A 25,680-nucleotide genomic window follows, 5' to 3' on the forward strand; every position below is an offset into this window, starting at 1 on the left:
AATGACTGTTCATGATTTTTTCTTACATATTTTATTTTTTTGTAAGTTAACTCTCAATATTTTTGGTACAATAGATAATGTAAAGAGAGACCTAATGAGTTATAGATAAGTGTTTTATCATTTAAAACTTATTGTTCTCACAAATATTTTTTAAATAGTCTAGGAACCCTTCTTAACATTTATACCTATCTTCCCCAAACACTTTTCCCCATTCCTAGATTATCAGATCTCTCATAAGAAAAGCGTCTAGCTCACCCGGCTAGGCCTTTTTTCTTTTTCCATACTTTTGCTATAATAGAGTCATACCGTTTGAAAGGAACTCATAAAATGACTATAAATCAGCAACTTCTTTGCTACAAACGTTTACCAAACTGGACAGCTACAACACTTCCAGAAATGGTGACGCAAAAACACAATACTAAGGTAGGAACTTGGGCTAAATTGACCATTCTATCAGGATCTCTCCGCTTCTACGAATTAGATGAACAAGGACAGGTTACTGCAGAGCACCTTTTTACCCCCGAGACAGAGATTCCTTTTGTTGAACCACAAGCTTGGCATCGCATCGCTGCTGCATCAGATGATTTGGAATGCTATCTTTCTTTTTACTGTAAACCTGAGGACTACATGGCTAAAAAGTATGACACTAAGGCTCACTCCGAGGTTCTTGAAGCAGTCCAATCTGGCTATATCAAACCTGGTCGCACCCTCGACCTAGGCTGTGGTCACGGCCGTAACGCTCTTTATTTGGCATCTCTTGGGCATGATGTTACAGCCGTTGATGTTAATAACGAAGCTACACAACGCATCCAAATGATTGCAGATGAGGAAAATTACAATGTTAGAGCTGGCTACTACGATATCAATGCTGCTGCTCTTCCTGAGTCTGAGACCTTTGATTTCATCCTCTCAACAGTCGTCTTTATGTTCCTTGATCCCGATCAAATTCCGGCTATTATCAAGAATATGCAAGAGCGTACTGTTGTCGGTGGCTACAACCTAATTGTTTGTGCCATGGACACTGAGGAGCACCCTTGTACCATGCCTTTCCCATTTACTTTTGAAGAGGGTGAGTTGAAGAACTACTATAGAGACTGGGAGTTAGTCAAGTATAACGAAAATCTTGGTCACCTTCACCGTTTGGATGAATATGGCAATCCCATCGCCCTTCAATTTGCAACCATGTTAGCTAAGAAGGTTAAATAAGAGCGAATGACTGTAGAAGAGCTGATTACAGTTTGACTTGTCTTCAAATTAAAAACTAGGATTCCAGTTGGAATCCTAGTTTTTAATTGTTTACAATATCTGCATATCCTGATTTAAGGTCAGCATTTTCCGTTTCTTTGACATAATAGACACCACCATTGGTAGTTGGTGAATAAAGAACAAAGGGAGTCCCATCTTTTTTAATGGTAAAGAAATAACGGTGAACAGAGACATTTTCCCATCTCTCGTAAACCGAAACAATGGTATACTCCGAATTACTATTACCATTTGCAGCATAAGTAGCATCCACAGTCTGGTTATGGTCCGACATCCAACGGATAGGCAAGGAAGAAGCTTCATTGGTAATTTCTTTGTATCCAGGCTGATTCATCTGATTGCCCCAAGAAACCATCAAACTAGCAAGGCGACTAGCTTTGTCATTGGTCCAACGTGGATTTTCAGTATAGGCTTCCTTGGCATGGTTAGCGTCAGGTGTATCAATGCTTGCACTGCTAGATTCACTTGTCTTCGTATTTTCGGTCGATGACGTACTTGGCTTGGCACTAGCCTTATCTGTCGATGAGAATATCGAGCTAGCCACTGTGGCAGACGACTTAGTCTGTTTGACGTTCTTCATTGAACTAGAGACTAGAGTCAAGCCAATGCCAACGACGATCGCTACTAGAGCCCCCAGAAGAATATAGATATAATTATAATTTTTCGAGATTCCAATAAGGCCAGACTGATAGGCTAATTGTAGTTCATCAGGTTTCGGTTTACGCCCTTGAACTTGCTCAAAACGACTTATCCATTCTGCTTCTGATAGCTTTCGCATAATTTTCCTCTTCTCTTTATCAATTATCTTCCATCCTATCATAGAACAGGGATGCTGACAATAGTAGAGAGAACTTGAGGCTTACCTTCAACCAATTATCCTTTATTTTCAAAATAACGACGAACAATCGGCGCCACTTCTTCACCATAAAGTTTAATTGCCTTTAGTACGTCTTCATGCGGCATAGAACCAATTGGGAGATGAAGCACGAAGCGATTTAGCTGTAAATCCTCAATAATACAAATGATTTTTTGAGCGACGTGAGCGGGGTCCCCAACGAACATGGCTCCGTTTGGTCCAACACTAGCATAGTACTGCTTTTTAGTCATTTCAGACCAATGTGGGCGATCCTTAGCAATGTTATCCACCGTTTGTTTCGTTGGATAAAAATAATTTTCTATCGCTTGGAAATTATTTTCTTCAATCCATTCCCAAGAATGAGCAGCCACCTTAAGTTGTTCATCCGAATAACCATTTCGAACACCGATTTCCTTATAAACTTCTACTAATTTAGTAAAGGCCTTCGGATTTCCCCCAATTGTAGCATAGGCAATTGGCAGACCTTTTTCCGCAATTTGAATGGTGGACTCAATGTGACCACCTGTCGCTACCCATATCGGCAAATCATCTTGGACTGCTCGTGGATACATAGGGCGATTGTCAACAGACTGAGTATGATTACCTTACCAAGTTACATTCGTGTGCTTTTTGACTTCCAAAAGCATGTCTAGTTTTTCATTGAAAAGTTCATCATAATCTGAAAGATTATAGCCAAAAAGTGGAAAACTCTCAATAAAAGAGCCTCTACCCGCCATGATTTCTGAACGACCATTTGACAGAGCATCAATAGTTGCATACTGCTGATAGACACGAACAGGGTCAATAGATGACAAAATGGTTACTGCACTAGATAAACGAATCTTCTTGGTATTTACAGCACCTGCTGCAAGAACAATTTCCAGTGCCGACACCGCAAAATCTTCACGGTGATGCTCTCCAATCGCATAAATATCTAGTCCAACCTGATCCGCCAGTTCAATTTCTTCAACGAGCTCTCTAATACGTTGGTCATGAGAGATAGATTTTCCAGTCGATTCTAGGAGGGTTGTTTCTCCAAAAGTTGAAATGCCAAGTTCAATCGTCATAAATCTTTCCTCCAGTGATTCTTTTATCTTTTATGAGAACAACACTATAACTAATTAGTAGTAATTACAAATAAAAAAGCCTAAGGCCCTATTTTCCAAGAAAGGCTAATAGGGTTAGGCAAAAAAGGAGAACTAAAATACCCATGACCACTAGGAGACTAATCTTATATCCTAGGGGATTTTTGGGATTTAAACTAGTTCCAAGGCCATACCTACGGAGGACAAATAAGGGTTCTGAGGGAGATTGCTTAAGGTTGTAGCCTAAGAGAGACCTTAAGTAAAATAAAAAGAAGACACTCACCCCTGGAAAAATGACAAATGGAAGAATAATTCTCTGTGACAGACTAGTCATGATTGTAAGAAAGACTTGTATCAACAAGAGAGCCCAAAACAAGTAATAAATGTACGATTGCTTTTTCATTAATATGTACCTCTCAATCTAAGATAAGTAGACTCCTCCTAGCTTCTCATATCAAACCCATAACTCGCCTGACACCTTATTTTCTGCTACAATAGAAAGGAAAGATTCAAAAAAGGAAACTGTACACATGAAATTAATTTCTTGGAATATTGATTCCCTAAACGCCGCTCTTACTAGTGATTCTGCACGCGCTCAATTATCACGTGCTGTTATCGACACTTTAGTCGCCGAAAATGCAGATATCATTGCTATTCAAGAGACAAAACTGTCTGCTAAAGGGCCGACTAAAAAACATCTGCAAATCTTGGAAGACTACTTCCCTGACTATGACAATACTTGGCGTTCATCTGTTGAACCTGCCCGTAAAGGTTATGCTGGAACCATGTTCTTGTATAAAAAAGAATTGACACCAGTCATTACTTATCCTGAAATTGGGGCACCTTCAACCATGGACTGTGAAGGGCGTATCATCACTCTCGAATTTGGCAATTTCTTTGTGACACAGGTCTACACACCAAATGCTGGTGATGGCCTCAAACGTCTGCTTGAACGTCAAATCTGGGATGAAAAATATGCGGATTACCTAGCTGAATTGGACGCTCAGAAACCCGTTCTTGCGACTGGTGACTATAATGTTGCCCACAAGGAAATCGACTTGGCTAACCCTTCAAGTAATCGTCGTTCACCTGGTTTTACAGATGAAGAACGTGCTGGCTTCACTAACCTCCTTGCCAAAGGATTCACAGATACTTACCGTCACCTCAATGGCGACGTTACAGGAGCCTACACTTGGTGGGCTCAACGTAGCAAAACATCTAAAATCAACAATACAGGCTGGAGAATCGACTACTGGTTGACTTCAAATCGTATTGCCGATAAGGTCACAACATCAGACATGATTGACTCTGGTGATCGCCAAGACCACACACCTATTGTCTTAGAGATTGATTTATAAAGTATCTCTAGACATAAATCACAAAAAGAGTAGACCTACTACTCTTTTACTATGTCCAATTAAGGAGAAATTATGAAAACCAAACTTAATACCACTCAAAAACTTGTTCTGTCAGCTATTATGATGGCTCTTTACATCGCTATCCTCTTTGTATCTCAAGCCATTTCCTTTGGTGCGGTTCAGATGCGTCTGGCCACTGCTTTATATGGATTAACCTACATCTTCCCATTTTTGGTATTCCCAATTAGTCTGGCTAATGCCATCGCTAACTCTTTTGGCGGATTGGGATTAATTGACGTGGTCGGTGGCTTCTTTGCTAGCTTTTTAACAACCGGTAGTATCTACCTCATCCGTAAAGCTAAGTTATCTAGCTGGTTTATCATTCTTCCAATCCTACTCATTCCTGCCTTAGTGGTACCAATCTGGCTTAGCGCCTTACTCAAACTTCCTTATTTTGCTCTCGTTATTAATCTCCTCTTAGGACAATTAGTGCCTTCAATCTTGGGGGCTGTACTGGTACGAGAGTTAACTAAGCGAGGATACAAAGACTGACAGACAAAAATATCTCTACAATGTGCAGAGATATTTTTTTTAGTAATGATATGCTTTCTTGTAAGCTTCTCTTGGTGTCAGTTTATCACCAGAGATAAGCAAACGGTAGTCAACATTAGTAGGATCTTTCTGATAGTCATCAACCCAATCTTGATTCATTTCGAGATAAAGATTATAGGTTCCCAACTCAGTCGAAACAGTACCTATCTTGTAAAAATCTTTATAACGCTTTTGGTTATCCGATTTTTTCAATTTTTCATATCGATAATAGGTTCTGGCAAAGTCAGTGAACTGGTATTCTTTCTTATCTTTTCCAGAACCAATTGTGACTGCAATAGTGCCCTTGTTATTTGTTAAATGTAAATCATAATCATAGTCATTGTGACTATTCACTTGGAAGACACCTGAAGTGATATCACTGTCATCAGAGAATGTCTGAATATCAGCGAACTTAGCAGCCTGCCAAGAAGCAGGGACTCCTTCATACTCACCATCGCTTTGCAAGCCTAAAAGTGACCAATAATGACCAAGATAGAAGGTATTAGACTTATCACGATCTGTCACCAGTTCACCTACCATCTTAAGGTTTTCAGCACCTAGACGGTAAGGGTTAGAAAGGTAACCAAAGACTGGGAAGAAGTAAATGATGACTGTAAAGGTCAAGAGAGTCTTCATATTAATCTTATTGACAGCCCAGAAGAAATAGGCAGCTGAGAACAAGAGAGCGTAAGCAGCACCATAGCTAAACTTATGCGCATGGGCAATCAAAAGTAAAATGAAGAAAATAGGTTGGATAGGACGAACCTTATGATAGATGATAGAGAAAACGTCCTCCTTGTCTTCCTCAGATTTGAAAATCAAGGACAAGACAATAGTCAAGAGCACAAAGAAGGCGCCAAAACCGAAACCAACATCATTTGGACGGAAGAAATAAGCTAAGATGGACATGTCCATTACCAATAGCCAGACAGATGCAAATTTGATCATGTTGTTACCAAATTTTTCAGCTGTTTGACTAGGTGCCTTCAAAGGTACTTCGAAGGCTTGTGCAAGTGCTCTTTCTTTGGCTTGTCGTTCGGCCTCTATTGCCGCTTTCATTTCCTTAGTACGGCGTTCCTTTTGGAACAAATGGGCAACCTTGGTCGGTTCATCTTGTCTCGACTTGGTAATGCTCAAAAAGAGCAAATATTGCATAGCAAAGATAAGAGCTGTGTTCCCACCGTATTCTAGGAAAGAACCATTCCAAATACTAGAAACAACTGCAAAAACGATATAACCTCCAATTGAGATTAAAACCGTCAAAAGCAAATGAATCCAACGATAGCGATAAGTGTATTTATCAGTTGTATCTCGTCTCAAAAACGTGTCACGTGGGTAAAGATACCAGATAACGAAGATAAGTTCAATGGCCTGAACTGCTGTTAGAAAACCAACATAGTTGAAGCCAAAAACGGCTGCTACCACATTGATGAGATAGGAAATAATAGCCAAAACTCGCAGACTGGTGCGCTTAGACAAGAGTCCAATACTCATCAGGGTGATAGTTGAGAAGGCAGAAAAACCAGCGCCCATCTTATTATCAAAGATAAACACATTGACAAAGGCAAAAATCAAGATTCCTAGAAGAGTTAAGACTTGTTTTTGCATTTCTTTTTTCTTTTCTTTCATATTTTCCCTCCTTATGAAAATGATAACGCTTCCGTATTCCTATTTTAACACAATTATACTATTTTTGTCAGATTTGAAAAGACATTCGGATAATCGAATGCCTTTTTTATTAATTATCCATTGCTTCAATCTTAAGGAAAACAAAATCTCCATCAAAGCGTTGAATATACTTTTGAAAGCCTAATAAACTAAAGGTTTCAATCTCATAACGGACCTGATCAACACCATCACTAGTGCTCTCCTCAAGCAGTTTAAGTTTTGGAATATCGGATTCCAAGACATCACGGTAAAGTCCTTTATACTCAAAGGTAATTCGAGCCCACTCATTACCAGAAAGCATTGAGAAAGCCTGATAACGCACCTGCTCATCTGTAATAAGACGAGCTTCTTGTTCTGGACTTAACGTGAAAGCCAAATCATTTTCAGATTTGTGAATGGTTTGGAAACGATCAACACGGAAATAACGGATTTCAGAGAACTGATAATCACAAGTAAAGTTATCATCCAGTTTGTAAGAAATACAGTAGAAATAATGGTTATCAAAAATGACTGAAATTGGAAAAACCTTATATTCCTCCACTTTTTCTCCTGGCTTACGGTAACTAAAAGACAAAGGACGTTGGTCCACAATGGCATCGAAAATGGCAGAAATAGCTGGTAAGAGTGACTTATCTTGATCCTGATAAATCTTAAGTTCTTGATAACTATCTAGTTCTAGCTCAGTCAATCGCTTGATACGTCTGCGCTCCTTGTCGTCTACAGCCCTCTCAACAAAGATGTTGATAATTTCTGCTACTTCATCCTTTCGAAGGGCACGACTCTCTAAAAGAATCTTAGATAGGATAACTGCCTGATTGTATTTAAGGTTACCATAGCCCTGTTCATACTGGGCATGATAGGAACCGTATTTTCTGGAATACTTAACCTTCATATTTGGACGTAACTCAGTCAAATTTTCCTTGAGTTCACTCACGTCCTCTTTAAGTGTACGCTCACTTATGCCAAAGCGAGCTAGGTAGTCCGTTTTTGAAATGTCATTTCCCTTTTCCAATTCGGACATAAAATACAAGAGACGTTTGGTTTTTGATGCTGTCATTATAAAATCCCCCTTTATAATCAAACCTCTTATTACTAAAAAATTGCTGTTTAGTTATTCATTATCATAGATAGTTATCCCTAGTAACGACGAGCCACAGAATTATAGCTCAAATAATAGTCCTTTTTCTTTTCGTTATACTCAAAAGATAGTCTTAACAATTGTGCTTTCTCAAAAGGACTATTCTGATCAGTGTAATCAAGATCAACTGACTTATGTATGATTCCTGATGAATGGACGTTGATACTTCTCCAGGACCTTTTTGCCTGAGAATGTTCCCTCACTACCTCAGACAAGGATGTTACTGGACCCGGATAGTCTTGGTCTTTAGTACGTAAGCTATTTATCTGCTCTTCCGTCCAATTACTGCTATAATTATCAACCTCAGTGACGCCCTCAAGGGGATAAGTCGCTATTCCACCATCATAGACAAAGCGTCCCTTTTCGTCCTTCACAAAAGAGAGATCACTATACTCATTGCCATCTCCACGATTATATCTCACCTTGAGACCACTAGACTCCATCTCGACATAATTGCCCTTACCATGACTTTTAATAATCGAACGTAAGGTATCCGCCTTGGGTTTCAGATTTTCAAAATCTTCTTCCGTCCAGTTATAAATCGCAGACTCATCTTCGTAGTCTTTGGGATCATCACTATCGGGTTTATCCTCATCAAGATCTGACTGAGACACCTGCTGAATCAACCTGTATTTTTTCATAGCCCCTCGATAGACAGAACCACCTAAAGTGGCAAAGAAGGATAGCCCAATCAAGCCAACCACGATTGCGGTGAAGAGAAATCTACCTAGCTTCTGTCCCATTCTAAAGAGAATGGTAGCAAGGACAAAACATGCCACAATTACAGCCAGATACACAATTATCGGCTTATACTTCCAAGATAAGAAGACCGAGCCCCAGCTCACACTTAAGAGTATCAGTGGTAGAGCAAGAGTCAAAAAGAAATATCGCTTCTCAGCTTTTTCCTCCTGAAAAGCAGATTCAAACTCTGGCCCTTTATTACTAAAAGCCGACTCGAAAGCCTGATCACCATTCTTTAGATGATCATCACTTAAATAATGTTCATTCTCTTTATTAAACCTCTACTCCTCTAAATATTCTATATAACAATTTCCCAGTTTTTTCTATTGTAACAAATGAAAGCGTCATTTTCTACAGATATACTTAAAAAGCAACCTGTCTTAGGTTGCTTAAAGGATTAACACTAGTCATTCTCAATTTTTTCAGCTTCTGTACTGAATTTTTGTGCAATAGCTTCGAGAGCTAATTCGTCTGTATCTGGAAGAGTGATGGCATCATCAGAAATCTCATCAATATTTGCATAGAATTCAATATGATTTTTAAGGTTTTGAAGCTGGATAGGTGCATCACCACCGTATTCGCCATCGAGGTTAATCATCATACGATCATCACTTAAAGGCTCAATAAACAGCGAACTCGTTTTGATATAGGAAATTCTCTTGTCGTAGATGTGTTTACCACCTTGGAGAACCTGACGAATAAGGTCTACCAATTCAAAGAGGTTTGCTGTCTTAACCATGATTAGTGTAAATTTACCATCATCCAGTTTAGCATCTGGGGCAATCGTTTCAAAGCCACCAACTGAATTGGTCAAGGCAACGAAAATCATAGAAAGACCACCTTCAAAGACACCCTCATCATGCGTAATGCGGACAGGAACCTTCTTAACTTGTGGCAGCAACTCTGCCCCCTTAACAAGGTAAGCCAAATAACCAAGCACTGTCTTTAAGCGGCTAGGCACACTATAAGTTAGTTCCGTAAAGGAACCCGCAGCTGCAATATTGATGAAGTATTTGTCAGCATAGGCACGACCAATATCCATTTGAAGAGTTTGATTTTTAGCAATAACCTTGGCTGCTTCAACAGGATTTCCTCTTGGAATCTTTAAAGCGCGTGCAAAGTCATTTGTTGTCCCCGTTGGAATAACCGCCATTTGTGGGCGCTTTTTGAGTGGGGCAATCCCAGAAACAACCTCATTGATTGTTCCATCGCCACCTGCAGCAATAACTAAGTCAAAGCCTGCTTTGGCTGCACGAGTGGCCTCATTTTTTGCTGAGTTCTCATCTGGTGTTGTTTGAAAGGCTGACGCTTCAAAGCCAGCACCTTCCAGAATATCCAAGACCTCGGCAACTTTTTTTTTCATAATTTCTTGTCCAGATGTTGGATTATAAATTAAGCGGGCACGTTTTTGTTTCATATTGAACTCCTATAAATCCAGCAACCAAGCCTCATCTTTTACGTCAATTCCTAGGCTTTGTGCTTTTTCCAACTTACTTCCGGCATCACTACCAGCAACTACTAAATCTGTTTTCTTAGAGACAGAACCTGTCACCTTAGCACCCAGAGCTTCTAGTTTTGCCTTTGCTTCACTACGTTTAAGATGCTCCAATTTCCCTGTCAAAACAACTGTCTTTCCAGATAGGATGGCATCATCTGCTACCTTTTGCCCAAGGTAGGACAAATTAACTCCATAAGTCTCCAGTTCTTTAAGAAGAACCTGAGCTTCTTCCTTGGCAAAATAGCGCTGGATGGATTTGGCAATAACTTCTCCTAAACCATCTACTGCAGCAATGGCCTCAACATCGGCACTTGCCAACTCCTTAATAGTTCCAAAAGCTTCTAGCAACTGCTTGCTAACCTTGGCACCGACATGACGAATACCCAAGCCATAGAGCAATTTCTCAGCAGAGTTTTCTTTTGATGTTTGAATGGCTGTATAAAGTTTCTCTGCTGATTTTTCCTTAAAACCTTCTAATTGGAGGAAATCCTGACTGTTCAAGCCATAGATATCAGCCACATCTTTAACCAATTCAGCTTTAAAGAGCTTTTCTACCACTGAAGGTCCCATCCCTGCGATATTCATGGCATCTCGAGAGGCAAAATGGATGAGGCCTTCCTTAATCTGAGCAGGACAAGAAGGATTGATACAACGTAGGGCAACTTCATCTTCAAAATGCAAGAGACCACTGCCACAAGATGGACATTGCGTCGGTACTTCCATCGGCTCCTGTGTCGTACGTTTACTTTCTACCACTCGAAGTACAGCAGGAATAATATCACCAGCTTTGTAGACAATAACAGTGTCACCGATACGAATGTCTTTTTCAGCAATATAATCCACATTATGAAGGGTAGCACGACTAACCGTTGTCCCTGCTAATTGCACCGGAGTTAAATTAGCAGTCGGCGTTACTACACCCGTACGACCTACCTGCCAGTCCACTGAGAGAAGTTCTGCTTCCTTTTCCTCAGCAGGGAATTTATAAGCAATGGCCCAACGTGGTGCCTTAACTGTAAAACCTAGCTCTTCTTGCATAGCCAAACTATTGACTTTGATAACAACACCATCAATATCATAAGCCAAGTCATCGCGATTTTCTCCAACAGCTTGAATAAAGTCCCAAATCTCATCCATCGATGATGTGACAATGCGTCGTGGATTAACAGAGAAACCGAGTTCTGCCACTTCATTTAAGACATCATTTTGTGTTAGACGCTCCGTTGGACTAGCTTCCTGATAAAGGAAAGTCGCCAAACGACGCTCTGCAACCACTTTGGTATCTAATTGACGAAGAGTTCCTGCTGCAGCATTACGTGGATTGGCAAATTCGGCCTCACCATTTTCCTGGCGTTGGATGTTGATGCGTTCAAACTCAGCCCGTGGCAGGTAACACTCCCCACGCACCGTAATATTAAGAGGTTGGTCCAACTTCAGAGGAATATCTGAGATCCGCTTGACATTTTCAGTGATATTCTCACCTACAGAACCATCACCACGTGTCGCACCTACCTGAAGAATACCATCCACATAGGTCAACGAGATAGAAAGCCCATCGATTTTGAGTTCAGCCATATAATCAGCATTAGGAAATTCGTCCTTAACCCTCTTATCAAAGGCATCTAGCTCTTCTCGTGAAAAAGCATCCTGCAAACTATAAAGCGGATACTCATGTTGATATTTTTCAAAACCATCAAGTACCAGCCCTCCCACACGATGTGTTGGACTATCTGCTTGGACAAGTTCTGGATGTTCAGCCTCCAAAGCTACAAGCTCACGATAAAGCTTATCATACTCGGCATCTGACACTGATGGATTATCTTCCGTATAATACTCTTTTGCATACTGGTTAAGTTTAACAACCAGCTCTTTCATTCGTTTTTCCATAGGAACATTTTAACATAAAAGCAGAAAAAAACGCCTTTACAGACGTTAATTTAGGAAACAAAATCAATAACTTTGGCCAATTTCTTAATAAGAATTGCACCAACTAAGAGAGAAGCCAATTCTCCCATAGCAACAGTGAACCAAGTTGCCCAAAATGGTGCCTGAGTAACCAAGGTCAACTCAGCCGCAATTGTCACCATGAAGAATGAGAAGTAAAAGGCAAAGTAAACATGAGCCTTGTCAAAAAGTCCACCTAAAATATCTTGGTTCTTAAATCGGTCGAAGAAATAAACACCTGAACCGACAAAGACCAGTGTCGAGAGACTTCCGACAACCACATCAATCATGTTAAAGCTAAAGAAATTAGCAATCACACAGCCCAAAGTCACGGCAATGATATACTTGCGATTATAAAATCCTAACAGATTGAACATTTCTGCAATTCGGAACTGGTAGGGACCATACGAAATTAAGTTAAAAGGTGGCACAACAGTCAAGACTACATAAAGAGCTGCCACAATAGCAATATGTGTTAAATCACGAACAGTTTGTTTTTTCATTTTTCCTCCATAATCATTATCTTTTTATTATCTACAAAGGATAATATTCCCGTCAAAAGAGCCTGGATCTCACCAAGCTCTCTTTATCATCTAGGAATCATCCTCATCTTTTTTGTGTTTTTTGCTGTCACTACCATCTCCAGAAAAGCTCTGAATAATAGTAATCACATCTCCTCTTCTACTTTTCAGTTCACCTTGTCTAAGCTCTTGATAGGTCGCATTAAAGACGGCCCCCAAAATCAAAATTCTGGCCAAGAAGATGAACCAAAGCATGAAGACGAAAATCATAATGGATCCAAATAACTTGATATCAACTAATCGACTCAAGGTACGAATCACATAAGTTCCAAACAAGTTGCTTAAATAGCCAATCACTAAAGTCGTAAAGATAGTCCCTGGCATAACATAGCGGATTTTTCGAATCTTCACATTCGGAAGCACAAAATAAAGCACCATCATTCCCAGAAAGACAACTGCAATACTCAGAGGCTGGATACTATTTAAAATAAACTGAGTCATCTTGGAACCAATAGGATAGGTCTGTGTAATAACTCTAAGGACCGACTGAATAATCGTAGACAGCATTAGTGCAAAGGTGAGCAGGAACAAGATGACCAGACTCATGAAACCACCAACAATGTGACTAATAAAGACATCACGGTGTTCTGAAGCACCATATACCTTGTTAATCGCCTTTTGAAGCGAAGACAAGGACTTAATCATTGTCCAGAATCCCGTCAAAGAGGCAACTCCCAACAACTGTCCAGAAGGTGTCGAGAAGATATCCTGAACAACGTTGGCTGCAGGTGCATAAAACTGCTTAGGAAGGTGCTCATTCATAAACTTCAAGAGATCAGTCGTATCAATATTCAGATAGGGAAAGACATTTGCCGCAATGACAATGAGCGGAAAAACCGTCAAAATGAGATAGTAAGCCACTGCGATAGTTGAAATATCTATCTCTGCACTACGATAATGCCTAAGATAAACCTGCAAAGGGCGCCATTGGAGTTTATCCAATAGACGGGCCATTAAGCCTTGTCGTTTCATATTAGTAAGTTCTTTCTTCGCCTTGAGAAGTCAAAATTACTGGACCATCCTTAGTAATAACAAATTGGTGCTCATATTGACAAGAAAGTCCACCGTCAAGAGTTTTGTGAGCCCAGCCAGTTTCAAGGTCCGTATCGATTTCCCAAGTACCAGTGTTAATCATTGGCTCAATAGTCAAAACCATTCCTTCTTTAAGACGGAGACCTCGTCCAGCCACCCCATAGTTTGGCACCATTGGTTCTTCGTGCATTGTTGGTCCAACTCCGTGTCCAACCAAGTCACGAACAACACCGTAACCACGACTTTCAGCGTATTCTTGGATAGCTGCACCGATATCACCGATACGGTTACCGACTACCGCTTGTTCAATACCAAGGTACATAGCCTCACGTGTTACTTCCATAAGTTTTTTCACTTCGTCAGATGGCGTTCCAATCGCATAAGCCCAACATGAGTCAGCCAAACCGCCAGAATATGATTCCGTGTATTTTTTAACCTGAGCAACATTGTCAAAGTCCAATTTTGACACATCAAGGACTGACTTATCGATAGGTTCTGACAAGACCATATCAACTTTCAAGAGGTCACCATCTTTCAAAATATAGTGACGTGGAAAGGCATGTGCCACTTCGTCATTAAGGCCACAGCATGTTGCATAAGGGTAATCCATAATGCTTCCCTCAACTCCAATCTGAAGGGGAAGAACATTTTCTTCTTTACAACGACGACGTACATACTCTTCTACTTCCCACATATCCACTCCTGGTTTCAAGAGGTCACGTAGACCAATGTGAATGCTAGCAAGAAAATCCCCTGCCCTATCCATTGCTTCAATTTCACGTGCTGATTTTAATGTAATCATTATTTTCTCCGTTTTCTTTATATCTTTTATTTTTTTATTCGTTACTAAGTTTTCTTAACCACAACAACTGATTTGCAGACGGTATGATTTCCGTGTGTAACCATAAGGTCCAGATGAGCTCTACGTCTGGTCTCAGCGATAATACTTGGTGTAATCGTCACCTTGTCATCAATCTGAGCCGCCTGAAGAAAGTAAAACATCATCTCTTCAATTACAAGACCATTTTGCTCCTGCTTTTCCATGATACGATAGACAACCTCTTTAACCATCTCTGCAAGAACACCCTGAGTGAGATTTCCAGAATTGTCAATCATAGTAGGCTCGACCTCAAAGCTGAAAGCATGCTTGTCCTGGTTCAGGTTAGCTATCATTTGATCGCTAAAGGTATGCAAGTTGCCACGATTATTGTCCTGAAGTTCTTCCAAAACCTGACGACGGGTGATGACACCTAGATAGTGTTTTTCTTCATCCACAACAGGAATGATATCAAAGTCTTCAAAAATCATCTTTTGGGCAACAGTTGCCAGACTAGTCTCAAGTCGTGTCACCGTCGGCTTTGTCATGATTGCCTTAAGCATGGTCGTCGGTTGCTGATTAGACACATCCCGCATGGTCACAATCCCAATCACTTTTTCAGACTCAGATAAAATTGGAAAACGTACCAAGTTGGTCCGTTTAACCAAATTCTGAAAATCCCTGACCGTCATTTCTGGAGTCATGTAGTTGTAGTCTTCTCGTCTGGTATAGACTTGAGCTACAGTCTTGATGTCTGTTTTGATGCGGACATTCGAAAGTGCCTGGTTAATCATGGTTGCCACGGTAAAGGTATCGTAAGTTGTTACCATAACTGGAAATTGCTTCAAACGAGAAAGCTCTTTTACCCTATCGGAAACCTGAAAGCCCCCCGTCACTAGAATAGCATTATTGTGTTCTAGGGCAAGCAATTGAATATCCTCACGGTCCCCAACAATAAGAAGGTCTCCCTTGGTTAAATAACGGGTGATATTCTCAATAGTCATGGCTCCAATATAGAACTTACTGAAGACACGTTCCAGACCTTCATGACCAGAGATAACCTCAGACTCTGTAATCTCTGCAATCTCCGCAAAGGTCAGCCTGTCAAGGCGAACTTGGACTTTCTTTTCAATTCGAACCGTCCCACTCCGAGGACGAGTCTCAACCAGCCCTCGATTTTCAGCTTCTTTAATGGCTCGATAGGCAGTTCCATCAGAAACCTGTAAGTGATTCGAAATACTACGCACACTAACACGCTTACCGATAGGTAAGGCCTCTAGATAATCTAGAATTTCTTGATGTTTACTCACAGTTCTCCTCCTTCTCAAAGCGGAGATAATCACGCATGGTACGGGTGTATCGGTCTGCTCCCTTAAAGCGGGACACAAGTTTAAAGCCAGACTTCTCCGCTACACGAATCGATGCCTTATTTTCCAAGTGGGCAATAAGAATAATACGATCCATTCCCACAGCTGTCAAAGCCAAATTTGACAGACAAGTAACTGCCTCTGTCATTAAGCCTCTACCCCAGTATGAGGCATTCAAAAAATAGCCAAGCTCTGCAGTCCGTTTCTGGACATCTATCTTTTCAAAACGAACGATGCCAATCATCTTTTCTAACTCTTTATCTACAATAGCCCATACACCTAGAGGCTCCTTCATGAAGTAATGAACCAAAAGGCAATCCGTTTCATGCTGTGTTTGAGTGGCAGGAAAGAAAAATTGTAGATTCTTAGGATTTGATACAATTTCGTGTAAATCAAAACGATCCAAAAAGATGAGTGGTCTAAAAGAAAGGCGCTCCGACTCAAAGAAGGCAAAAGCACCCAGACTAGTCCAAATATCCATGATAGTATTATAACACAGTTTTAGAAATGGAAAAAGGCTCAACCACTAGGGGTTGAACCTTAGACTTAATCTTCAATCAAACGAATATCTGCACCAAGGTCAGAAAGTTTCTCAATGATATTTGAATACCCACGAAGGATAAACTCAATATTGGTAATTTCAGTTTGACCTTCTGCCATAAGACCTGCCGTAACAAGTGCAGCACCTGCACGCAAATCACTGGCTTTTACTGGCGCACCTGAGAGTTGCGTTGGACCATTGTAAACAATTTGTCCACCGAGTACCTGAATATCAGCACCCATACGAGCCAATTCAGGAACGTGGTTCACACGCTTCTCATAAATCGTATCAATAATTTTTCCTCGACCACTTGCTTTCAGTAACAAAGGTGTCATCGGTTGTTGTAAATCCGTCGCAAAACCTGGATAAGGCGATGTCTTAATGTCAATAGGTTTTAAATCACCTTGCTCTTCAACAAAGATGGCATCTTCTTCAACTGTCATACGAACACCCATTGCTTCAAGTTTAGCGATAAAACTTTCAAGGTGTTCATAAAGAACATTTTTAACCTTAATTCCCTTACCGATAGCCGCGGCCATAGCAATGTAGGAACCCGCTTCAATACGGTCTGGAATAACCTGATGACGAGTGCCATGTAAGCTCTCTACACCTTCAATCGTGATGACTTCTGTACCAGCGCCACGAACACGTGCGCCCATATTGTTAAGAAGAGTTGCTACATCAATAATCTCAGGTTCACGCGCCGCATTCTCAATGACCGTACGACCGTCAGCCTTAGCCGCTGCCAACATGGTATTAATCGTCGCTCCAACACTAACCGTATCCATGTAGATATGAGCACCCTTAATGCGTTGACCAGCATCAGTCGCAATACGCATAGATTCGTCTTCATAGGAAATGCTAGCACCCATCGCTTCAAAAGCCTTAAGGTGAAGGTCAATAGGACGTGGTCCCAAATCACAACCACCAGGCAAACCTACTGTTGCTTGACCGTAACGTCCAAGCAAGCTACCGTAGAAATAATAAGAAGCACGAAGACTGTTAATCTTACCAAATGGCATTGGCATATCCTTAACGCCTCGTGGATCAATTTCGAGTGTTTCGCCATCACGCTTAACAGAACCACCCATTACTTCTATAATTTCAATGAGGTTATCGACGTCGCTGATTGCTGGTACCCCGTCAAGAGTAACCACTCCATCAGATAAAATGATGGCCGGAATCAATGCAACAACTGAATTTTTAGCCCCTGATACTGTAACTTCTCCCTGAAGTTTCTTACCACCGTTGATGATAATTTTACGCATACTGTTCAATCTTTCTTATACTGGAATATTAGCTTTTACATTCTACCATAGATTGAGGTGCATGACAAATTAAGAACTCTTACAATTATCGGACAGTTTCACTTGACCATTTAAACCAGCCCTTAAAACGGATGGCCCCGTCTTTATCTGTTCGTAAAATTTTAATGTGGCGTTGCTTAAAACGTTCTATTGTTTCATCATTTGGATGTTTATAACGATTGTTCTCACCAGCTGAAACAAGTGCAAGGGAGGGGTGCAGCTGGTCCAAAAAAGCTTCAGACGAAGAACCTTTTGAACCGTGGTGTCCAGCTTTTAGGACGCTTGCCCTTAAAGTTGGATAACTGGCCATTAGTTCCTCCTCTCCTTCTTTTTCCAAATCACCGGTAAACAGAAAACTGCTTCCTAATAGCTTTCCGTAAAGAACTATCGAATCATTGTTACCGCCATCACCAACTTTATTTGGATAAAGAACCTGTAGATTGCTTCCCATCATGGGTAATTTGTCGCCAGCCTTTAGAGTGTGAACTGGGCATTTTATAGTCCGAAGTCTTTTAACAAAGCTAGGCTTAGTCAAAGCCCCCTGACTGACACAGATTTCCTTAATCTTAAAACACTTGGCCACTCCTTCCAAATCACCAATATGGTCTGTGTCCGTATGCGTCAGGACCAGATAATCAATTTGAGACACTCCTCTAGCCTGTAGATAGGGAATCAAGGTTTTCTCCGCATTGCTCGTCTGGCTAGACTCTTGCCATTTTTCCTTAGTTCCAAACGTCACCTTGCCACCCACATCAATTAGGATGGTATCACCTTTCATACTCCTCAGAAAAATACTATCTCCCTGACCAACGTCAACCACAGTCACCTCATTGGTTAAAGGATGTTTGACCCAGACCATCAAAAGTCCAAAAATCATCAAAAAGCAAATCCTAAACTGAGGCTTTTTCCAAAAATCAAAGAGCAAAATCAATACTGCTATCATCAAGCCAAACTGAAACAAACTAGGTTTCCCTAAAATCAAAGGTTGACCTATCCAGGATTGTATCCAAGTCAAAAAGGACTCCATCCATTCAAAAAGTGGGTTGATTTGAGAAAAGATTACCAGTCCTGAGAGGGCAAAGAATACCGTCAATACAGGCAAGAGAAAGCTATCAAATACTATGGAAAAAATCGCTGTTAGAATTAAACTAACTGGTTGGAAAGTCCCATAATAGTAGGTTAAAAAGGGTAAAATCCCAAGACTCAATACCAAGCTCGTATAGATTGATTTCTTTAAAGATGACAAGTCCTCAAAATCAAACAAACACAACAAGAAGGCATAGGAACAACTTAATACACCTCCCACTGTTAAGAGAAAATGAGGTAACAAGAGAAACAATAGAAGCAAGGTTATTCCCATATTGTCCAGTTTTTTAATACCAAACTCAGCCAACAAACTTTGAACCAAGGAACGTAGGACTGAAGCTGTCCATCCTGTCATTAAGCCATAACATAAGGAAAAAGGCAGCAAGACGATAAATAGGTAATCTTTAGGAAGGCCCAAGCGTAGAAGTCCGTAGCGAAACCATCCCAGAAAAAAGCCCACTTGCATCCCCGAAAGTGCGAATAGATGAATAATACCTAAACTTGTGTAAAGCTGGCTCTGCTCATCGAACTCCTTATCCAAATACCCAAAGAGCAGGCCTGTCATATAGTGTCTCATAGGACTAGGAAAGTGCGTCTGGATATGAACCAAAGCCCTCCTCCTCAGTTGATGGAAAAAAGCTAGGGGAGATAGAGGTTTTTGAGGTACTACTTGGTCCAAGCGCTCAATCTGAGCGATTCGATAAATGCCTTGACTGGCTAGATAAGATTGATAATTAAACCCTTGAAAATTACGTTGACCAGTTGCTGTGGTTAACGTAATTTTCCCTTTTAATACTAGCGTTTGACTAGTAGTCTTGAAAAAATGCTGCTCCTTCTCAGATTTGAGTCGGTAAAAGACCTGATAGGTTTGTCCCTTGGCCTTACCGATAGCGGATAATTGCTCACCATTAACCGATAGCGTATCAGCAACCAGAGTCACCTGATTGATTTCAACAGGGGCTTGTTTATCTTGTATGCTAGCTCTATGATGCAAGAATAAAAAGTAGACCAAAAAGAAACTACCTACAATTCCCACCAACTTTAGGGCTGCCTTATTCTTCCAATGATGCTTCAAAAAACAGACCATCAGAAAGACAAAAGTCCCAATAGCATAAACATTAGTAACAAAAATCGTAAAATAAAGGGCAGCTATTAAAAGAGACAAGGAAAAAAGACTGATTGGCGCTTTTTTAAGCCACATAGATGGACTCTCTGATTTTATCTAACGTTTTATCACCAATTCCTGAAACATTTTTCAGGTCATCTACGGACTGAAAGCCACCATGACTTTCGCGATAGGCGATGATATCCTCTGCTCGCTTAGCTCCAATTCCAGAAATGGTTTGCAATTCCTCTGCAGTCGCTGTATTTAAGTTAATTTTCCCATCCTTAGCATTAGTTTGCCCTCCTTTGTCAGACACCTGACTAGTTCCTGATTGACCAAGGACAGAAAGGTTTTCATCCTTAGTTGCCACATAGATAACCTCTTCATCTGACAAGCTTGCGGCTAAATTAACACTCTTAGCATCCGCATCCTCGGTCATTCCCCCAGCGGCTTTGATGGCGTCAGTCACCCTAGCGCTTGCTTTTAAGGTATAAACACCTGGATTGGCCACAGCCCCCTTAACATCTACCGTTACTTTTGACTTGTCCTTTTCACTTCCTTCGGTCTTTGACTGGGAAGACGCCTCAGAAAGAGACTGTGAACTTTGTTTGGATGAGGAGGTTGACAATGTTGTCACATCTGTATAAGACGTCTCCGCCTCCATGCTGTTGCCGGCACCACAAGTCATCCATAGAAAGAAGCAAAAAATCACCATCAGTACAGCGATGACACTCACAAACAGACGATTATCTTTGACATAGGCTAGAATCTTTTCCTTCACGCTATTCTCCTTAATTGATATATTTTCTTTCTTATTCGTAAAAAATTTTAAAAATATATCAAAAAGTAAAAAACTCCATCAGATCTATGTCTGATAGAGTTTTTAGCTTATTTCTGAGTTTCTTTGGCACGGTGTTTTTCAGGATTCCAAACAAAGCTAGCTACATATGAGAAAGCCATGGTCAAAAGTACCGCAATGATAGCCACAATACCGAGAGGTACTCGGTAAATATAAGTCAAAGGATTGGGTTTCTTGCCTGTTTGATAGCTCAAAGCTTCCTCATCAAGGCGATCAAATTCAGACTGGATACGACGAGCAACCTCTTGGATATTTTCGTCATTCAAACGCTTCAAATCTGAAATATCAATGGGATTACCATAGTTCATATCCACACGTTCACCCGTCAAGAGCCCCTTGAGCTCACGAGGTCCTTGATAGACAACTGGCATAATCTTAACCTTGGCCATCTTAGCGATAACCGCAACCCCACCCTTAACATCAGAAGAATGACGACTACCACTTGGGAACATAATCAAACTACGATTACTCTTCTTAAGCATGTTAACAGGGTACTTGATAGCTTCTTGGCCAGGATTTTCACGGTCAATTGGGAAGGCGCCACACATGCGGATCCACCAACCAAAGATACGGCTCTTGAAGAGTTCTTTCTTAGCCATGAAAATAAACTGCTTAGGACGAGCTGAAAAAGCCATATAAACAGGGTCCCACCAAGTTCGGTGCGGAGCAACCAAGATATAATTTTCATCCTTATTCAATAATTTATCACGATTGTGGTAATGGGCATTACCATTGATAATCCAAAGAAGGAAGACAACAAGCCCACGTAAATAAGCGTAAAACACGTTTTTACCTCTTTTTCTACAAGTTTTTTACTATTATACCAAAAAAGGAGCTCTTTTTTCACCGAATTTCTTTGTAAAAGTCTTGAAAATGGTGTGGCACTTTCTAATAGTTTGAGCTATAATGTAACTATGAAAAAAAGTATTGAGATTATAGGGAAAAATCGAAAGGCACTTAATCTTTGCCTCATTATTGCAAACTTGGTTGTTCTGGCTATCCTAGGCTTTGTCCTATTCCAACGCCATAACACGAAATCTGAACAAGTAGCCAAGGCTGAAAAGACTGAACAAGTCGCTAATAGCACAAGCTCATCTTCAGAAAAAGCTAAAGAAGATGATGAAACACAACTCAAGAAAGGTAGTAACCACAGCATTGCAGCTTCTGACTATGCTTACGATGTTACTGCTGTGAATAACACTATTCGAGGCCAGTCTCAGGATATCGACGACAAGGTAGTCTTTTTAACATTTGACGATGGGATTGATCCAACACTGACCCCACAAGTTATGAGTATTTTGAAAGAATACGGTGTTCACGCCACATTCTTCCACATTGGTTACACCATTACACAAGAAAATGCGGACATCCTCAAACGCCAAATTACAGAAGGACATGCGATTGCCAACCATAGCCTCAGCCATAACTTTAATCTCCTTTATCCAGGACGTGTTCCTAATCAAAGTCAGATTGTTTCTGAGGTTAACCAAACCATGGCTAATTTCCAAGCCATCCTAGGTAAAGACTTCAAGACAAGAATCTTCCGTTATCCTGGTGGTCATATGTCATGGCAAGGTCTAGAAAGTACTGACCAAGCTCTCGCCAAGGAAGGTGTCCAGTGGATTGACTGGAATATGCTTTGTGGTGATGCAGAACCAGCCTCTGTTCGCCCAACAACATCTGAAACCATGATGGCCTACTTGGATGGTTCACAAAAATATTTCCCTGAGAGTCATGTTAAGGTTGTCCTTATGCACGACACTGCTGGTAAGGAGCTCACAGTTCAGACCCTTCCACAAATCATCGAATACTTCAAAGACCAAGGCTACACCTTTGGTGTCCTAGAGTAATCACTCACAACAGTTCCTTTGGGAGCTGTTTTTTGTTACAATAAAAGCTATGACAAATCCAATTTTAAAAGATGGAGAACGCATTGACCAACTCTTCTCCACAGATGTAAAAATCATACAAAATAAGGAGGTCTTCAGCTATTCTATCGACAGTGTCCTCCTCTCTCGATTTCCAAAAATTCCCAAGAAGGGGTTAATCGTCGACCTCTGTTCGGGAAATGGTGCCGTTGGCCTCTTTGCTAGTACACGCACTGAGGCACCAATTACCTTGGTTGAGCTACAAGAACGTCTGGCTGACATGGCCAAGCGTTCCGTCACTCTCAACCAGCTAGAGGACCAGGTGACCGTTGTCAATGACGACCTAAAAAATTTGCTTGACCATGCCCCACGATCTCAAGTGGACCTTATTCTCTGTAACCCTCCCTACTTTAAGGCGACAGAAACATCCAAGAAGAATTTGTCAGAGCACTACCTCTTGGCCCGTCACGAAATCACGACTAATCTAGAGGAAATTTGCCAGGTCGCTCGTCATGCCCTCAAATCTAACGGACGTATTGCCATGGTGCATCGTCCCGACCGCTTTTTGGATATCATCGACACCATGCGCCAGTATAATCTAGCGCCTAAACGCATCCAGTTTATTTATCCTAAGATGGGACGTGAGGCAAATATGCTCCTGATTGAAGCCATTAAAGACGGCTCAACAGATGGCTTGAAAATCCTTCCGCCTCTCTTTGTGCATAAGGAAAATGGCGACTATACCGACGAAATCTTTGAGATTTACTTTGGAAAAAAGACTGAGGGTAAGTCCTAGACGATGATAGAAAAGGATAGCAAGGCCTACATGTATGTGGTTGAGTGTGCCGATGGCACCCTCTATACAGGCTATACCACAGACGTCGAACGCCGCCTCAAAACCCATAACGCAGGCAAAGGCGCCAAGTATACCAGAGCCCGCCTACCAGTTAAACTCCTCTACTCAGAAGCCTTCGCCAGTAAACCAGAGGCCATGAGCGCCGAAGCACTCTTTAAGAGAAAAAGCCGAGAGAAAAAACTAGCCTATATCAAAGAACACACGGAAAAATAACCGTGTGCTTTTTGATATAGGAAAACGCTCTATTTTCATAGAGCGTTTTCAAAAAGTTTTCATAAGTAGTTTTCAAAGAAAAAATATGAAACAAAGTTCTTTCCACTACCGATTATCGTCTTAGTAGCTATTTATCACCCTTGTTACGGATAACAAAGCCGTTTTTCTTTTCGCTTGAGGTACGGTGTGGGCGTTTGTTGCCACGGTTTTCGAAGTCACGGCTATTCTTCTTAGACTTGCGTTTGAAGTCACGACGGCCACCGTCTCGGTCATCGCGGTTACGGTCGCCACGGTATCCACCACGACGGTTGTTATCGCGACCACGGTTGCCACGGCCACCTTTGCCGCCTTTACCACCAAAGCCACCACCTGATGGTTTGAATGGCAATGGTTTTTCACGGGCAATTTCCACTTCTGGCATTGTCTCTGGGTCTTGAACGGTCAAGCTCAAGATGTAAAGTGCCAATTCTTCAGGAGTGAATTCTTGAGCCAATTTAACCGCATCACCTTTGAACTTGTCAAAGTTAGAACGGATAGCTTCATCCGCAAAGTCGCGTTCGATCTTCTTAAGGGCAACTTTCTTCTTAGCTTGGAAGGCTTCTTGAGCTGTTGGTGGCTTAAGACCTTTCATGCGTTTCTTAGTCAAGTTTTCGATGATTCCCAAGTAACCCATTTCGTTTGGAGCTACGAAAGTAATAGATTGACCTGATTGGCCTGCACGTCCTGTACGTCCAATACGGTGAACGTAGCTTTCTGGATCTTGTGGAATATCATAGTTGTAGACGTGAGTGACACCTGAAATGTCAAGACCACGCGCTGCAACGTCTGTCGCAACCAAGATATCGATTTGGTCGTTCTTGAAGTCACGGATAACACGAAGACGTTTGTTTTGATCAAGGTCACCATGGATACCTTCTGCACGAAAACCACGAAGTTTCAAGCCACGTGTCAACTCATCCACACGACGTTTGGTACGACCAAAGACAATTGACAATTCTGGTTGGTCAACGTCCATAAGGCGAGTCATGGTATCAAACTTCTCTTGTTCCTTCACTCGGATAAAGTATTGGTCAACGTTAACATTGGTCAATTCTTTAGCCTTGATTTTCACATGCTCAGGATCTTTCATGAACTGCACACCAATACGTTTGATAGCATCAGGCATAGTTGCTGAGAAAAGGAGAGTTTGACGTTCTTCTGGTACTCGGCTAATGATAGCTTCAATATCTTCAAGGAAGCCCATGTTAAGCATTTCATCCGCTTCATCCAAAATCAAAGTCTCAATGTTATTGAGTTTAAGAGCCTTACGTTTGATAAGGTCAAGGAGACGACCTGGTGTCCCTACAACAATGTGGGCACCTGAACGGAGGGCCTTGATTTGTTTTTCAATGCTAGAACCACCGTAGACTGAGCGAACTTTAACGCCTTTGTCACGACCAAAACGGAAAAGCTCTTCTTGAGATTGCACTGCCAACTCACGTGTTGGAGCAATAACAAGAGCTTGGATTGTATTTTCTTCTGTACGAATTTTATCTAGGGTAGGCAAACCAAAGGCAGCTGTTTTACCAGTACCAGTTTGGGCCTGACCGATAACATCCTTACCTTCAAGAGCGAGTGGAATCGTCAACTCTTGGATAGGTGATGGTTTTTCAAAACCGGCAGCTACAACAGCTGATTGGATGTCTTCTGATAGGTTTAAATCTGTAAATTTCAAAGTATTCTTCTTTCTATTTGAAGGCGGTGCGAAGCCACCTTATGAGACTTGGTTGTGTAGTAGATTAACTACCTGTATTTAATAGTCGTTTATTTTAACAACTCATCTAGTCTATCATATTTAGAAATAAAAAGACAGAAAATAACGTTTTAAAACCGCCTTCAATTTGAGAAGACGGTTTCACTCACTAAT

At 41.1% G+C, this 25,680-nt stretch carries 22 protein-coding genes and 1 pseudogene; 6 read left to right on the forward strand and 17 right to left on the reverse strand.

Annotation, left to right across the window (positions count from 1 at the left end; genetic code table 11):
- The first annotated feature begins 327 nt into the window (after window positions 1-327).
- Window positions 328-1,206, forward strand: a complete 879-nt coding sequence (gene tehB / locus HMPREF3112_RS02030) for an SAM-dependent methyltransferase TehB (RefSeq protein WP_037598358.1) — start codon at window positions 328-330, stop codon at window positions 1,204-1,206.
- An 82-nt stretch (window positions 1,207-1,288) separates the two neighbouring features.
- Here the strand turns inward: tehB and HMPREF3112_RS02035 are convergent, their stop codons facing one another.
- Both HMPREF3112_RS02035 and HMPREF3112_RS02040 read right to left on the reverse strand, forming a co-directional pair.
- The gene (locus HMPREF3112_RS02035; protein ID WP_070437755.1) at window positions 1,289-2,041 is read right to left on the reverse strand and encodes a DUF4767 domain-containing protein; all 753 of its coding nucleotides are present in this window, start codon (window positions 2,039-2,041) and stop codon (window positions 1,289-1,291) included.
- A 95-nt stretch (window positions 2,042-2,136) separates the two neighbouring features.
- Window positions 2,137-3,186, reverse strand: a pseudogene (locus HMPREF3112_RS02040) (LLM class flavin-dependent oxidoreductase).
- 548 nt (window positions 3,187-3,734) lie between these two features.
- On the opposite strand from HMPREF3112_RS02040, the gene HMPREF3112_RS02050 reads away from it, so the two are divergent.
- Together HMPREF3112_RS02050 and HMPREF3112_RS02055 are read left to right on the forward strand one after the other, a co-directional pair.
- Window positions 3,735-4,562, forward strand: coding sequence for an exodeoxyribonuclease III (locus HMPREF3112_RS02050; RefSeq protein WP_070437758.1), 828 nt, complete (start codon window positions 3,735-3,737; stop codon window positions 4,560-4,562).
- Window positions 4,563-4,634: 72 nt separating this feature from the next.
- Entirely contained in the window at window positions 4,635-5,114 is a 480-nt protein-coding gene (locus HMPREF3112_RS02055; protein ID WP_037611871.1) for a QueT transporter family protein, read from the forward strand.
- A 39-nt stretch (window positions 5,115-5,153) separates the two neighbouring features.
- Here the strand turns inward: HMPREF3112_RS02055 and HMPREF3112_RS02060 are convergent, their stop codons facing one another.
- The 14 genes from HMPREF3112_RS02060 to HMPREF3112_RS02125 all read right to left on the reverse strand — a co-directional run bounded on the left by HMPREF3112_RS02060 (window position 5,154) and on the right by HMPREF3112_RS02125 (window position 21,622).
- Window positions 5,154-6,782, reverse strand: a complete 1,629-nt coding sequence (locus HMPREF3112_RS02060) for a hypothetical protein (RefSeq protein ID WP_070437761.1) — start codon at window positions 6,780-6,782, stop codon at window positions 5,154-5,156.
- A gap of 109 nt (window positions 6,783-6,891) precedes the next feature.
- Window positions 6,892-7,878, reverse strand: a complete 987-nt coding sequence (locus HMPREF3112_RS02065) for a helix-turn-helix transcriptional regulator (protein WP_037598364.1) — start codon at window positions 7,876-7,878, stop codon at window positions 6,892-6,894.
- 80 nt (window positions 7,879-7,958) lie between these two features.
- Window positions 7,959-8,702 carry a hypothetical protein gene (locus tag HMPREF3112_RS02070; RefSeq protein ID WP_256262642.1) on the reverse strand — a complete coding sequence of 248 codons (744 nt, stop codon included), beginning with the start codon at window positions 8,700-8,702 and terminating at the stop codon, window positions 7,959-7,961.
- A 401-nt stretch (window positions 8,703-9,103) separates the two neighbouring features.
- The gene (locus HMPREF3112_RS02075; RefSeq protein ID WP_048673817.1) at window positions 9,104-10,117 is read right to left on the reverse strand and encodes a diacylglycerol kinase; all 1,014 of its coding nucleotides are present in this window, start codon (window positions 10,115-10,117) and stop codon (window positions 9,104-9,106) included.
- Between the two features lie 9 nt (window positions 10,118-10,126).
- Complete coding sequence (ligA, locus tag HMPREF3112_RS02080; RefSeq protein ID WP_048673819.1) at window positions 10,127-12,085, reverse strand: NAD-dependent DNA ligase LigA; 1,959 nt, start codon at window positions 12,083-12,085, stop codon at window positions 10,127-10,129.
- Between the two features lie 50 nt (window positions 12,086-12,135).
- Entirely contained in the window at window positions 12,136-12,645 is a 510-nt protein-coding gene (locus HMPREF3112_RS02085; protein WP_004183169.1) for a QueT transporter family protein, read from the reverse strand.
- A 90-nt stretch (window positions 12,646-12,735) separates the two neighbouring features.
- Window positions 12,736-13,695, reverse strand: a complete 960-nt coding sequence (locus HMPREF3112_RS02090; protein ID WP_037602829.1) for a YihY/virulence factor BrkB family protein — start codon at window positions 13,693-13,695, stop codon at window positions 12,736-12,738.
- 1 nt (window position 13,696) lies between these two features.
- Window positions 13,697-14,557: a methionyl aminopeptidase gene (locus HMPREF3112_RS02095; protein ID WP_004183173.1), complete on the reverse strand. Its 861-nt coding sequence runs from the start codon at window positions 14,555-14,557 to the stop codon at window positions 13,697-13,699.
- Between the two features lie 44 nt (window positions 14,558-14,601).
- Window positions 14,602-15,882, reverse strand: coding sequence for a CBS-HotDog domain-containing transcription factor SpxR (spxR, locus tag HMPREF3112_RS02100; protein WP_002884454.1), 1,281 nt, complete (start codon window positions 15,880-15,882; stop codon window positions 14,602-14,604).
- Window positions 15,875-16,420: a GNAT family N-acetyltransferase gene (locus HMPREF3112_RS02105; protein WP_070437764.1), complete on the reverse strand. Its 546-nt coding sequence runs from the start codon at window positions 16,418-16,420 to the stop codon at window positions 15,875-15,877. The genes spxR and HMPREF3112_RS02105 overlap by 8 nt, the downstream gene beginning before the upstream one ends.
- Window positions 16,421-16,485: 65 nt before the next feature.
- Window positions 16,486-17,748, reverse strand: coding sequence for a UDP-N-acetylglucosamine 1-carboxyvinyltransferase (locus tag HMPREF3112_RS02110; RefSeq protein ID WP_070437767.1), 1,263 nt, complete (start codon window positions 17,746-17,748; stop codon window positions 16,486-16,488).
- An 85-nt stretch (window positions 17,749-17,833) separates the two neighbouring features.
- The gene (locus tag HMPREF3112_RS02115; RefSeq protein WP_070437770.1) at window positions 17,834-20,074 is read right to left on the reverse strand and encodes a DNA internalization-related competence protein ComEC/Rec2; all 2,241 of its coding nucleotides are present in this window, start codon (window positions 20,072-20,074) and stop codon (window positions 17,834-17,836) included.
- On the reverse strand, window positions 20,064-20,759 hold the full coding sequence (locus tag HMPREF3112_RS02120; protein WP_070437773.1) for a helix-hairpin-helix domain-containing protein: 696 nt from the start codon (window positions 20,757-20,759) through the stop codon (window positions 20,064-20,066). Before HMPREF3112_RS02120 ends, HMPREF3112_RS02115 begins: the two co-directional genes overlap by 11 nt.
- A 107-nt stretch (window positions 20,760-20,866) precedes the next feature.
- Window positions 20,867-21,622: a lysophospholipid acyltransferase family protein gene (locus HMPREF3112_RS02125; RefSeq protein ID WP_002948862.1), complete on the reverse strand. Its 756-nt coding sequence runs from the start codon at window positions 21,620-21,622 to the stop codon at window positions 20,867-20,869.
- 129 nt (window positions 21,623-21,751) lie between these two features.
- On the opposite strand from HMPREF3112_RS02125, the gene HMPREF3112_RS02130 reads away from it, so the two are divergent.
- From HMPREF3112_RS02130 to HMPREF3112_RS02140, 3 genes are read left to right on the forward strand one after another with little or no spacing between them, the layout of a single operon-like run.
- Complete coding sequence (locus HMPREF3112_RS02130) at window positions 21,752-22,687, forward strand: polysaccharide deacetylase family protein (protein WP_022496131.1); 936 nt, start codon at window positions 21,752-21,754, stop codon at window positions 22,685-22,687.
- Window positions 22,688-22,736: 49 nt separating this feature from the next.
- Entirely contained in the window at window positions 22,737-23,501 is a 765-nt protein-coding gene (locus tag HMPREF3112_RS02135) for a tRNA1(Val) (adenine(37)-N6)-methyltransferase (RefSeq protein WP_022496130.1), read from the forward strand.
- A gap of 3 nt (window positions 23,502-23,504) precedes the next feature.
- Window positions 23,505-23,774 (forward strand): GIY-YIG nuclease family protein, encoded by a 270-nt coding sequence (locus HMPREF3112_RS02140; RefSeq protein WP_022496129.1) that lies wholly within the window; start codon window positions 23,505-23,507, stop codon window positions 23,772-23,774.
- Between the two features lie 127 nt (window positions 23,775-23,901).
- Here the strand turns inward: HMPREF3112_RS02140 and HMPREF3112_RS02145 are convergent, their stop codons facing one another.
- On the reverse strand, window positions 23,902-25,488 hold the full coding sequence (locus HMPREF3112_RS02145) for a degradosome RNA helicase CshA (RefSeq protein ID WP_004183188.1): 1,587 nt from the start codon (window positions 25,486-25,488) through the stop codon (window positions 23,902-23,904).
- Between the last annotated feature and the right edge of the window lie 192 nt (window positions 25,489-25,680).

The sequence above is a fragment of the Streptococcus sp. HMSC10E12 genome (assembly GCF_001807855.1).
Lineage (GTDB): Bacteria > Bacillota > Bacilli > Lactobacillales > Streptococcaceae > Streptococcus > Streptococcus salivarius.